This is a genomic window from Paenibacillus sp. sgz302190 (assembly GCF_059820445.1).
This window is the reverse complement of sequence record NZ_JBZYAO010000006.1, coordinates 1-11,775: the sequence shown is the minus strand read 5'-3', so window position 1 is coordinate 11,775 and position 11,775 is coordinate 1. Positions and strand designations below refer to the sequence as shown.

The 11,775-nt window shown below is 53.0% G+C and carries 11 protein-coding genes; 4 read left to right on the top strand and 7 right to left on the bottom strand.

All coding sequences use genetic code 11. The annotated features are described in order from the left end of the window. Positions 1-92 precede the first annotated feature (92 nt). From AC6RNO_RS09315 to coxB, 7 genes are all read right to left on the bottom strand, one after another. Positions 93-455 (bottom strand): group I truncated hemoglobin, encoded by a 363-nt coding sequence (locus AC6RNO_RS09315; protein ID WP_474682042.1) that lies wholly within the window; start codon positions 453-455, stop codon positions 93-95. A 101-nt stretch (positions 456-556) separates the two neighbouring features. Then, the gene (locus AC6RNO_RS09310) at positions 557-1,012 is read right to left on the bottom strand and encodes a DUF420 domain-containing protein (protein WP_474682041.1); all 456 of its coding nucleotides are present in this window, start codon (positions 1,010-1,012) and stop codon (positions 557-559) included. A gap of 18 nt (positions 1,013-1,030) precedes the next feature. Further along, positions 1,031-1,891, bottom strand: a complete 861-nt coding sequence (locus AC6RNO_RS09305) for a cytochrome c oxidase assembly protein (protein ID WP_497105264.1) — start codon at positions 1,889-1,891, stop codon at positions 1,031-1,033. A gap of 109 nt (positions 1,892-2,000) precedes the next feature. Then, on the bottom strand, positions 2,001-2,318 hold the full coding sequence (locus tag AC6RNO_RS09300; RefSeq protein ID WP_474682039.1) for a cytochrome C oxidase subunit IV family protein: 318 nt from the start codon (positions 2,316-2,318) through the stop codon (positions 2,001-2,003). Between the two features lies 1 nt (position 2,319). Continuing rightward, a complete protein-coding gene (locus tag AC6RNO_RS09295; protein ID WP_474682038.1) occupies positions 2,320-2,934 on the bottom strand; it encodes a cytochrome (ubi)quinol oxidase subunit III in 615 nt (204 codons plus the stop codon). Further along, entirely contained in the window at positions 2,931-4,799 is a 1,869-nt protein-coding gene (ctaD, locus tag AC6RNO_RS09290; protein WP_474682037.1) for a cytochrome c oxidase subunit I, read from the bottom strand. The genes AC6RNO_RS09295 and ctaD overlap by 4 nt, the downstream gene beginning before the upstream one ends. A gap of 30 nt (positions 4,800-4,829) precedes the next feature. After that, positions 4,830-5,846 (bottom strand): cytochrome c oxidase subunit II, encoded by a 1,017-nt coding sequence (gene coxB / locus AC6RNO_RS09285; RefSeq protein ID WP_474682036.1) that lies wholly within the window; start codon positions 5,844-5,846, stop codon positions 4,830-4,832. 291 nt (positions 5,847-6,137) lie between these two features. On the opposite strand from coxB, the gene AC6RNO_RS09280 reads away from it, so the two are divergent. The 4 genes from AC6RNO_RS09280 (at position 6,138) to AC6RNO_RS09265 (ending at position 10,937) form a co-directional block, all read left to right on the top strand. Next, a complete protein-coding gene (locus AC6RNO_RS09280; protein WP_497105263.1) occupies positions 6,138-6,833 on the top strand; it encodes a YhcN/YlaJ family sporulation lipoprotein in 696 nt (231 codons plus the stop codon). Between the two features lie 112 nt (positions 6,834-6,945). Continuing rightward, positions 6,946-8,955 (top strand): DEAD/DEAH box helicase, encoded by a 2,010-nt coding sequence (locus tag AC6RNO_RS09275; protein WP_497105262.1) that lies wholly within the window; start codon positions 6,946-6,948, stop codon positions 8,953-8,955. Positions 8,956-9,117: 162 nt separating this feature from the next. Then, positions 9,118-9,705: a guanylate kinase gene (locus tag AC6RNO_RS09270; protein WP_474682033.1), complete on the top strand. Its 588-nt coding sequence runs from the start codon at positions 9,118-9,120 to the stop codon at positions 9,703-9,705. 89 nt (positions 9,706-9,794) lie between these two features. Then, a complete protein-coding gene (locus tag AC6RNO_RS09265; protein WP_497105261.1) occupies positions 9,795-10,937 on the top strand; it encodes a virulence factor in 1,143 nt (380 codons plus the stop codon). Positions 10,938-11,775: the final 838 nt, after the last annotated feature.

Below are 11,775 nucleotides of genomic sequence, written 5' to 3'. Positions count from 1 at the left end.
CCGAAAAGCAACCACATATACAAAAAAAGGCAAAGCCCGCGAGCGGATTTCCCGCCATTGGCTTCGCCTTATTGCGTTTTTTGCTGTTCGGATTATTTGTACAATATATCGTCCTTCAACGTCGCTACCTTAGCTAGCACCTGTGCGATATCCGCTTCGCCGACTCCAAAATGCGCCAATGCATCGTGCAAATGTGTCGCAATCGCTTGAAAATGCGCCGGTTGAAGATTCATGCCGGCATGCGCTTTAGCCATCGACGTTCCCGTATACTGATTCGGACCGCCTAACGCAAAGCTGATAAATTTCGTCTGATGCTTCCTCTGCTTGTCCATATCGGTATTTTTGAAAAAGCCGTTCACGGTTTCATCCGCCAAAACCAATTCATAGAAGTAATCAACTACTTTACGAATTGTATCTTCACCGCCAAATTTTTCGTACAATGCTGTAGTTTCCATCGCTTCTCACACTCCTGGTCTGAATTTGCTCACTTAGTATGCCACAAAAAAAGGCCGAGCTATGTGATTCAAATCACACATTCGACCTTTTTTGCCAGTTACTATCGTCCCAAAATGACATCGAGCACTGGCTTCGTCTCCCCGCCCGGATATAACACATACAGCAGCACATAGACGATTACTCCGGTCGGCGCTGTGAGCAGCCAAATGATTGCCGCCCATCTGCCAATCCGCTTATGCTTCAGAAAACGCTGCTTGTAGGCAAGCCACAAAGTGACCAAGCCCAGCACACCGCCTACCGTTGCCAGCGTAATGTGGAAAGAGAGAAACAAGTGATACGGAAGTTTCAAGCTTTCCGGACCGCCGAACGCCGTATTTCCTGCAAACAGCGTTCTGGACGCATAGATCAAGAAAAAAGCCAGAGCAAAAATAGCGCCAAACACCATCAGTCTCTGATGAGTCTGCCGGTTTCCTTTGACGATATGATACCATCCAAAACCGACCAGTATTGCGCTTATAACGATGAATAGAGTACTGATAGTTGGCAGAATGTGCATCTTACCAATCCTTTCTTTCTACGCTCGATTCCAGTTGGGATTGCGAGATTCCGCCCCCTCCTGAAGGTTAAAGGAGTCAGAATCGTCTTCCTCTTTCCTTTCTCTACGATACCATTTAAAAAATACATACGCCAGTACGGAACCATAGACAATTTCTTGAACAATTTTCATAATGACCCCGCCAAGCTGCTGATCGTCCAGCGGCGGCAAATGAGGAAATGGAACCACGACATCCCGATACATATCGTAAATGACCGTTTCCGCGAAAATGATGAGCGCACAAGCCGGCGTCAGAAGCACGCCATTGCCGAAAATGTAAGCGATCTTCTTCAGCTCGCTGAGCCGGTTGAGCTCCGGAATCGGGCAAAATACCGGGAACCACATGATGAACGCAGATACAAGCAGCACCGTATGATAGCCCAGCAAAAGCAGTTCGTTCTTCATGAGCCCGTCCATAATGAAAGGCATATGGTAAATCGAGAACAGCATATTGAATAAGAAAAGCGCAATGAGCGGTCTCGTAAAAAACGAGAACAGCACTCTTACCGCTGTAATTTTCAAAAGGGGGCGAATGAGCGAGGCCGGCAAACCGGACCAGATGAAAATCGGCACGATCAAATACACGATCGTTTGCTGCAGCATATGCATGCTGAACAAATAGTGATGTCCGATATAATTGATCGGGCTTCCTTGTCCGATGTAGAACAGAGCCAGCCCTGTGTAAAATGAGCTTTTTTGGCCTAACGTAACTTCTTCCGCATCAGCAGACGGTTTATTCCCTTTAGCGACCAAGCGGCTGTATACATAGCCGATAATAATAAGCACCAGCAGCAATACCGGACTCCACAGATCAAAAAATCCGCCTATTTGGCTCATCATTTCCATTTGTCTCCTTTCAGTACAGCTCAGCATCCCGGCCTCATGGGAGAGGCCACTTAAAAAAAGAGGAGGCACTTTGTTGAAAAACAAAGTTGCCTCTTCCAATTCGTTACCACCACATCCAGTAAACCGCCGCGATTACGCCTGTCAGAGCGACGATAGCGCCCCCTCCGATAAACATCAGCGGAAACAGATGGCCTCTTTCCTTCGCATGCATCCAGAACAACAGTTGGATCAACGCCTGAACGATCGCCAAGGTAACAATAAAGATGAAGATAAAGGAACGATCCAATCCTCCGTACAGTACAATTGCAAATGCCAGCATCGTAAGGATGATCGAAATAATGTAAGACAAATAGTGATTCAACGGCGACTCGTGCTTTTGCCGCTTGTTCGATGCGGGTGCTTCATGCAGATTGCTGCTCATCTTAATGACCCACCTTCCCCATCAGATAAACTACTGTGAAGATGAATACCCATACCAAGTCGATAAAGTGCCAATACAGCGAGGCAACATAAAACTTAGGTGCGGTTACAACGGTCAGTCCTTTTTTCAAGCCTTGCAAAATCAGCAGCGTAATCCAGCAAATCCCGAACGCTACGTGCGCTCCGTGGAAACCGACGAGCGTATAGAAAGATGTAGCGAATGCGCTCGTTGTGAATTTATGTCCTTCATGCACGTACTCAACAAACTCGTAAATCTCCAGACCAAGGAACGAAAGACCGAACAATACGGTGATCAAAAGCCAGAACAGCAGTTGACCCAGCTTTTGGCGATGCATGGCAATGATAGCGAACACGCTCGTCAAGCTGCTCGTCAACAAGATAAAGGTCGACCAGCCGACGGTTGTAAGCTTGAAAATTTCCTGGGCCGTAGGGCCGTCAGGCACTTGATTGCGAAGCGCGATGTATGTTGCAAACAGACAACCGAATAATACGACCTCTGCGCCGAGAAATAGCCAGAAACCAAGAACTTTATTTTTCCCTTCAAGGGTAGCCGTTTCCGGGTTGGCAGGCAAAACGCCAGTATGATGAGTACTCATGCCTTAACCCCCTTGTCTTCAAGCTCTTCCGGTTCGATATGCCAGCCGTGGTCGTCGTATACGGAACGCAGGAACATGGCGATTAATGTAACGGCGATGCCTGCTCCGGCAACATAGAAGTCTTTATACATAAATCCGAAACCTGCAATGAACAAACCGAGCGACATAACCAAAGGCAGGATCGATGGCGACGGCATATGAATCGAACCTACGGGCTCTGCCGGGATCATCTCTTTGTTGCCGGCCATTTTTTCTTTCCACAATGCATCCTGACCGCGAACAAGCGGAGTTTGCTTGAAGTTGTACTCAGGTGCAGGGGATGAAATCGTCCACTCCAGAGAACGTCCGTCCCACGGATCGGCAGGAGCCGTCTTAGGCTTGACGGATGTAACGATGATGTTGATCAGGAAAACCAAAGTTCCGATACCCATCAGGAACGCGCCGATGGTACTGACCAAGTTGCCCACCTCTAGATCATGCCCAGGTTGGTAAGTAAATACGCGTCGAGGCATACCCATCAAACCAAGGAAATGCTGCGGGAAGAACGTCAGATGGAAACCGATAAAGAACGTCCAGAAATGAACTTTGCCCAAAGCTTCGTTCAGCATGCGGCCGAACATTTTCGGCCACCAGTAGTACAGACCTGCAAACAAGCCAAGCACCAGACCGCCTACGATAACGTAGTGGAAGTGAGCTACGACGAAATATGTATCGTGGTACTGGAAATCCGCCGCGGGAACCGCGAGCATAACCCCGGTAGTTCCGCCCATGACGAATGTCGGGATAAAAGCAGTTGCAAAAATGTTTGCAGTTGTAAAGCGGATTTGCCCGCCCCACAGCGTGAACAGCCAGTTAAAGATTTTCACGCCCGTTGGTACTGCGATCGCCATAGTAGCGATTGAGAAGATCGAGTTGGCTACAGGACCCAATCCTGTCGTAAACATATGGTGAACCCAAACCATGAAGCCCAAAAATCCGATCAAAACGGTTGCAAAAACCATGGAGCTGTATCCGAAAAGACGCTTTCTGGAGAACGTGGATACGATCTCGGAAATAATACCGAAAGCCGGAAGAATCAGAATGTAAACTTCGGGGTGTCCGAAAATCCAGAACAGATGCTCCCAAAGCACGTTGTTGCCGCCTCTTGCCGCATCGAAGAACGCTCCTCCGAACACGCGGTCGAACATCAGCTCGACAAGTCCTACCGTAATCGCCGGGAATGCAAGCACGATCAGACCCGAAGTAATAAATGCCGTCCATGTAAACATCGGCAGACGCATATAAGTCATGCCAGGCGCACGCATATTGATAATCGTAACGAGGAAGTTAATCCCCCCGATCAGCGTACCGATACCGGCAATTTGCAGACCAAGGACGTAGAAGTCGGTACCCTGGATATTTTTTTCCAAAGTCTGCGCCCAATCGGCAGTGGTGATCGTGGATAACGGAGCGTAACCCGTCCATCCGGCGCTAGGCGCTCCGCCCAAAAACCAGCTTGTGTTCATGAGCACGCCGCCCAGGAAGAACAACCAAAATCCAAGCGAGTTCACGAACGGGAACGCAACGTCGCGTGCTCCGATCTGCAAAGGGACGATGGCGTTCATGAAAGCAAAGATGACCGGCATCGCCGCAAAGAAGATCATCGTCGTTCCATGCATCGTTGTCAATTGGTTAAAAGTGTCCCCGATGAAAATATGCTGAGACGGGTACGCAAGCTGGATCCGAATGAGAATCGCTTCAAGTCCTCCGACGAGGAAGAAGAATCCGCCCGCGATCAAGTACAGGATACCGATTTTCTTATGGTCGACAGTCGTGAGCCAATCCATCAGTCCGCTGTATCTTTTAGCTGTGTGAGAGTGAGCCAACGTATTTACCTCCTTTATCCCGAGAAGTGATTATTTCAATGTCTGCAAGTACTGAACGATATCTTTAATCTGTCCATCATCCAGTTTACCGCCGGCATTTTTGCCGAAAGCTGGCATCTTGTTGCCCGGTTTTTCTTCCTGCGGGTTATGTATCCATTTTTCCATATTCTCAGGAGTATGTTCCAGCACACCTGCAAGCATTTTGCGGTCTGCGAAACCTTTCAGGTTAGGCGCGACCCCGGGTCCGCTGGCGTTGACTGCGTGACAGCTCATGCAGTTTTCTTTGAAAAGCTCTTCGCCTTTGGCCGCTGACGCAGGTACGGTGGCAGGTTTTTTCATATTTTCAACCCAGGCGTTGAAATCCGCTTCGCTTTTGGAAGTGACGACAAAATCCATCAAGGCGTGTGAAGCTCCGCACAGCTCCGCGCACTTGCCTTTGAACGTGTTGATCTCATCCGCTTGCAAATAAAGCGTATTCGTAATTCCCGGATTCGTATCAATCTTACCGCCAAGCGAAGGAACCCAGAATGCGTGGTTAACATCCGCAGATACCACTTCGAAAGCGATCGTTTTATTCGAAGGAATAACCAATTCCTGTGCAGTCGCAATTTGGTAATCGGGATATTCGAACTGCCACCAGAACTGATGCGCGGTTACTTTGACGTGAACGGCATCTTTGTCCTTCGTATGGTCAGCCGAATGCTTGAATGTGTATGATACTGTCGGAACGGCAAGCACCAGGAGCAGCAATATCGGAACGACTGTCCAGATGATTTCGAGAACGTGGTTGCCTTCCACTTGCTTGGGTATGCTGTCGTCGCCTTTACGCTTGCGATAGCGAACCAGAACGTACAAATAAATTGCAAAAACGACAATTACGACAAAAACCATGATAAAGAGACTCAGTTTCATCAAGAAAAGCTGCTCTTCCGCTACCGGACCTTTGGGCTTCAAAGCAGACAGGGTCGGGTCTCCACACCCCGTTAGCAAGAACGTCATTACCGCAAAAAGGGGTATTAGACGCCATAACTTTTTCCATCGACTCATTGTATCAACCCCACTTTTCGAACCAATATTTTTACCACAAAGCCCATGCACATGTCAATCAACCAAATCACACTTTATTAACTATAAATTCGTGAAAAGTTTTTGTCAATCGCTCTGGGGAAGTTCACAAATTGTTCTTAAACGGCTTATCGGTGTCAAATTTCTCTCCATGGTTATTTCCATTAACCCCCCGCTTTATGCATGAAGTGTCACAGATTCAGGGAGAATAAAAGCCCTCAAACATCCCATCCTAAAAGCATGACAAAGTTGCATAGGGGGTCTGGATCAAATATGTTTGCAAATAAGCTCAGAAACATAGGATTTCCGATTTGTGGAATCATATTCCTGATAACGTTCATCGCCGGATGCGGAGCACAGGACAGACAATACGGCAAAAGCCCTGATCACACCAACTACGGTTCTCCTTCCAAAAGCGCGGTCGAATCCGAGAGAGCATATCAAACCCAGCAGCTGTACGGGCCCGTGACGCACGACAATAAAAAGCTGGAATACAGCCAGTTCCTGTCGAACCAGCTGAATTCTTTGAACGGGGTCAATACTTCCATCGTTATGACGACCGACCAAAATGCCTACGTCGCCCTCATGATCGACAATACGGCTACAGGCACCAAAGGAACCGTTCCGGAAACGGGAAATCAGGGAACTGTCGCGGGCATCTACAATAACATAGCGCGAGATACCGATGCGATCGATTCCAACAGTCTGAACATAGGCGTCAACAATTATGAAACAGCCGTCCATCACGATTTCCTCGCGCACCGGTTCAAACAGCGGATCGCCGAAAAAGTCCGCAAACTGCAGCCTAACGTGCGAGACGTATACATTTCGGCAAACCGCGATTTTTTGAACAAAATGAACAATTATGCCCAGGAAAGCTGGAAGGGCAACTCGCTGCAGCCCTTTTTGCCCGAATTCAACAGGGTAGTAACGAACGTTTTCGGCACCGAACAGGTGCTGCCTAAATAAGTTTCTTCTATATAAATAGGCGGTCTGGCGCCGGCTCCTGTTTTCATTTGGCGGGCTATCCTGTAGAATGAGGGGTATTCAATAAGTAGGAAAAGGGAGCTGGCCGATAACCATGTCCAATGGATTTGCCTCATTAGAAATTCGCGATAGTCTCGTCAAACAATTAAAAGCTAACGGAGTCGTGGAACCGACGCCCATACAGCGGGAAGCAATCCCCGCATTGATGAGCGGAACCGATGTTATCGCGCAAGCGCAGACCGGTACCGGCAAAACGCTTGCTTTCGTGCTGCCTATGCTGGAAATCGTAAATGTAGATAAGCCGGATGTACAAGCATTGATTTTGACACCGACACGGGAGCTGGCCATTCAGATCACAAGCGAGCTGCAAAAGCTGGCGCCCGTCACCGGTGCGAACGTACTCGCCGCATACGGCGGCCAGGACGTGGAAAGACAGCTCAGAAAGCTTGAGGGAAACATACATATAGTAGTAGGAACGCCGGGAAGACTGCTTGATCATCTTCGCCGCGGGTCCCTGCAATTCTATAAGCTGAAAATGCTTGTCCTCGACGAAGCGGATCAAATGCTGCATATGGGCTTTTTGCAGGAGGTTCAGGATATTATCGCCCAAACCTCGACGCACCGCCAAACCCTGCTCTTCTCGGCCACGATGCCGCAGCAGGTGCGGAATTTATCCAAAGCGTATATGCGAAACCCGCAGGAAATTCATATTGAAACCAAACAGATTACACTGAAAGAAATCGAGCAGGTTCTGGTGCAAACGACGGACCGCGGCAAGCAGGACGCTTTGTGCGAAGCCATTGACAAGTACAAACCGTACCTGGCGATGATTTTTTGCCGGACGAAGCGCAGAGCGTCGGCGCTCAACGAAGCTTTGCAGGAGGAAGGCTACGCGTCCGACGAGCTGCACGGGGATTTGTCGCAAGCGAAGCGCGAGCAGGTCATGAAACGGTTCCGCGAAGGAAAAGTCGAGCTGCTCGTAGCGACGGACATCGCCGCGCGGGGGTTGGATGTCGAAGGCGTGACGCACGTCTTCAATTATGATGTCCCCCACGATGCGGAAAGCTACATTCACCGGATCGGGCGGACGGGACGCGCCGGCCAAACGGGCGTAGCCGTTACTTTTGCTTCCCAGCGGGATATGTTCTATATCGAGCTGATTGAAAAAGGCATCCGCATGCCGCTGCGCAAGCAGGATGCGCCAAGACGGGTCCGTGCCGAGGCAGCGGACGAAGTCAGCCCGGGCAGAGGCTCCGCCCGCAAAGGAGCCGGGCAGCAGCCCGGCGGACGCCGCGGCAGAGGCGCGCAGGACGCGGGCGCGCGGAGAGGACGCGCGGCGGGCAATGCAGCCGCGAAGGGCTGGAGCGAGCCTGCCGGCGCAGCGCGCGATGGCGGGTTCGCAGGGCGCGGAACGCGCGGCGGCGGGGCCGAGGGCACGCGAAGAGGCAGGGCTGAGCGGACAGGCGCGGGGCGCGGACAGCAGCGGGCGGGCAATGCCGCTGCGCAGAGCTGGGGCGAGCACGACGGCGCGGCGCGCGATGGCGGCTTCGCAGCGCGCGGAACGCGCGGCGGCGGGGCGGCCGAGGGCACTCGAAGAGGCAGGGCCGAGCAGACGGGCGCAGCGCGCGATGGCGGCTTCGCAGCGCGCGGAACGCGCGGCGGCGGGGCGGCTGAGAGCTCGCGGAGAGGCAGGGCCGAGCAGACGGGCGCAGCGCGCGATGGCGGCTTCGCGGAGCGCGGAACGCGCGGCGGCGGGGCGGCTGAGAGCTCGTGGAGAGGCAGGGCCGAGCAGCAGGGCGCAGGGCGCGATGGCGGCTTCGCGGAGCGCGGAACGCGCGGCGGCGGGGCGGCTGAGAGCTCGCGGAGAGGCAGGGCCGAGCAGCAGGGCGCAGGGCGCGATGGCGGCTTCGCAGGGCGCGGCGGCAGTGCCGGTGGCGACGGGTGGAGCAGTTCCAGACGCGCAGCTGAAAGCGGGGCGCGGAGCGCCGGAGGCGGCTCGGGACGCGGAGCGCGCAGCGGCAATGCAGGCGCGGAACGCGCACCCCGGCAGGGAAAAACTCAAGGGCGCGGCGCACAAAATCAACGCGGACGCGGGCGCAAATAGGTTTTCCACATTTTCGCCCGCCGACCGGTGTCTTTACCAATAGTCAATTAGGGTGTAAAATATGAGAAAGCGGTTTAATCCGATCCAACAGTCAAAAATCGTTTCATACCGAACCACGCACGTAGAATGCCCTCATATTTGCCAAATAAGGAGGTATGTTCCATGTACGCATTGAAGGAAAGAGAAATGATTTTTGTATTTACGGGTCCCCATGGGGCCGGCCGTAAAACCGTTGCGGAAATGTCCGGGTCGACGCTCGGCATCAAGCAGGTCATTTCGTACACGACAAGACCGCAAAAACCGACGGAAGTGGATGGACAGGATTACCACTTTATTACGGCAGACCAATTTGCCAGTGCGCAGGCGAACCATGAATTCATTGAGATTACAACGATCAACGATTATTTGTATGGCATCAAAAGCGCGGATATCGAACGCATGTTCCAGTCCAGCGGCAGCATTTACCTGATTCTGAACCGGTCCGGCGCCGAGACACTCAAAGCATTGTACGGCGAACATCTGGTGCGGATTTGCATTTATGCCGGCAGAGACACCCTGGAGCAAAGGATGCGGGAGAGCGGCGATTCCGAAGATGCTATTGCAACATATTTGTCCTACTACGAGGATGAGTTGGCTTACCGCGACAAATGCGAGCATAGTTTTGAAAATGTGGATTTGGCGCACACCGTTTTCGACCTGACCAAAACGTTGGACGATTATTTAAACCGCAATTTGCTGGAACTCGATTAAAGGGCAGCCAGTCATTAGTCATAAACAGGCCTGGACGCTTCCTGCGTCCGGGTCTTTTTAAATGCCAATTTGAAAGGAGCTTTTGCAAGATGAAAATCGTTTCTATAGAACCTACGCCGAGCCCCAACTCCATGAAGCTTAACCTCGACGAATCTCTGCCTGCCGGCGTGCGGATGACTTACACGAAAGACGATAGCGGGCATGCGCCGCAGCCGATCCGCGAGCTGCTGGGCGTCCCGGGCGTCGTCAGCATTTTTCATACGGCGGATTTCGCCGCGGTGGATCGGACGCCGAAGGGCGACTGGCAGTTCATACTGGCCAAAGCCCGCGAGGCATTCGGCGAAGCCGGGCCGTCTGCGGACAGCGGACTGCCTCCGGCTCAAGCCGCCGCTGAGGCGGCTTACGGCGAGGCGCAGGTGCTGGTGCAGACGTTTCGCGGCATCCCGCTCCAAGTGAGGGTTCGGGCCGGCGCGGAAGAATTCCGCGCCGCGATGCCGGAACGCTTCACCGAAGCGGCGGTCCACGCAGGCACGGCATCCCCGAACCTGATCAAGGAGCGGAAGCTCGAAGAGCTCGGCGTGCGCTACGGCGAGCTGAAAGACATCGCGGGCGAAGTCGTCCAGGAGCTGGACGCTTCCTACGACGCCGCCCGCGTCGAGAATCTGGTCTCCCTCGCGATGCGGGAGACCGCCGAAGCGCTCGCGGATGCCGGCGCGGGCGAAACCGACATCGGCGCAGCGGCGGAGCAGCTGCGCCATCCGGACTGGAAGCGGCGCTATGCCGCGCTTCAGCGGATTCAGCCGTCGCTGGAGACGCTGCCGCTGCTCGTCCATGCTCTGCAGGACGAGAACACGTCGATCCGCCGGCTGGCGACGGTCTACCTCGGGGACATCAAGGAGCCCGAGGTGCTGCCTTATCTGTATCGTGCCCTCGGGGACGATACGCCGGCCGTGCGCCGGACAGCAGGCGATACGCTGTCCGACATCGGCGACCCCGCCGCCATGCCGGCCATGGCGAAGGCGCTCAAAGACCGCAACAAGCTGGTGCGTTGGCGGGCGGCGCGCTTTTTATACGAAGTCGGCGACGACTCCGCCATCGAAGCGCTGCGCGAGGCGGCGGACGATCCTGAATTCGAGGTGCGGATGCAGGTCAAGATTGCCCTTGAGCGCATCGAAGGCGGCCACGCGGCGGAGGGCTCAGTATGGCAGCAAATGACGCGCCGCAACGATTGAATCATACTCCACAGATGGTGCAGCTCGGCGGGTAGAGGCAAGGCGCTTGACTTATCAGCCTCATCCGCTCGTTTAATGCTTGCCAATTGCGAAAAGCCTGCGAAAGTGCAGGCTTTTTCTGCTAAAATAGCCCGATTTCAGGAAAAGCCTGCAATTGTGCAGGAATTTTTGCTCAAAATGGGGCCGGGGCCCGGTTTTTCGCGGAAAGCCTGTACTTTTGCAGGAATTCTTCCCAGCTAGCGCATCAACGCTTAAAAAGCTGCACTTTTGCAGGCTTTCTCCACGCTGCCAAGCATATGCATCTCCTCTGGCGGATGAGTTATGCACTAGTCTCACTTTATAGGCAAGTAGAATGCATCCCAATTATCTTCATTTTCTGTGGAGTGACGTGTGCAAGCCGCAGCCGCTCGTTTGATGCTTGCCAATTGCGAAAAGCCTGCGAAAGTGCAGGCTTTTTCTGCTAAAATAGCCCGATTTCAGGAAATACCTGCAATTGTGCAGGAATTTTTGCTCATAATGGGGCAGGGGCCCAGGTTTTTGCGGAAAGCCTGCACTTTTGCAGGAATTCTTCCCAGCTAGCGCATCAACGCGTAAAAAGCTGCACTTTTGCAGGCTTTCTGCGCGTTGCCAAGCAGATGCCTTTCCTCACGCCAACAAAAAGCACGCCCCCTCCCTCCGGCTTACCGGCATGGCGGGGCGTGCTTTTAATTCTTCCCAGCGAGCGCATCAGCGAGCAAAAAACTGGTCGAGTAGGCGGGGCCTTTCCTTCTCGGATTGTGCCCCATACCCCTCTCAGATCCGTACGTGCGCAATTCACGCATACGGCTCCTCACTTCGA

What these genes read in the sequence shown, in the direction of transcription:
- AC6RNO_RS09305 (WP_497105264.1), bottom strand. Translation starts at nt 1,891, where the DNA reads ATGATGAGCCAAATAGGCGGATTTTTTGATCTGTGGAGTCCGGTATTG.
- AC6RNO_RS09315 (WP_474682042.1), bottom strand. Translation starts at nt 455, where the DNA reads ATGGAAACTACAGCATTGTACGAAAAATTTGGCGGTGAAGATACAATT.
- AC6RNO_RS09275 (WP_497105262.1), top strand. Translation starts at nt 6,946, where the DNA reads ATGTCCAATGGATTTGCCTCATTAGAAATTCGCGATAGTCTCGTCAAA.
- coxB (WP_474682036.1), bottom strand. Translation starts at nt 5,846, where the DNA reads ATGAGTCGATGGAAAAAGTTATGGCGTCTAATACCCCTTTTTGCGGTA.
- AC6RNO_RS09300 (WP_474682039.1), bottom strand. Translation starts at nt 2,318, where the DNA reads ATGAGCAGCAATCTGCATGAAGCACCCGCATCGAACAAGCGGCAAAAG.
- AC6RNO_RS09280 (WP_497105263.1), top strand. Translation starts at nt 6,138, where the DNA reads ATGTTTGCAAATAAGCTCAGAAACATAGGATTTCCGATTTGTGGAATC.
- AC6RNO_RS09295 (WP_474682038.1), bottom strand. Translation starts at nt 2,934, where the DNA reads ATGAGTACTCATCATACTGGCGTTTTGCCTGCCAACCCGGAAACGGCT.
- AC6RNO_RS09270 (WP_474682033.1), top strand. Translation starts at nt 9,118, where the DNA reads ATGTACGCATTGAAGGAAAGAGAAATGATTTTTGTATTTACGGGTCCC.
- AC6RNO_RS09265 (WP_497105261.1), top strand. Translation starts at nt 9,795, where the DNA reads ATGAAAATCGTTTCTATAGAACCTACGCCGAGCCCCAACTCCATGAAG.
- AC6RNO_RS09310 (WP_474682041.1), bottom strand. Translation starts at nt 1,012, where the DNA reads ATGCACATTCTGCCAACTATCAGTACTCTATTCATCGTTATAAGCGCA.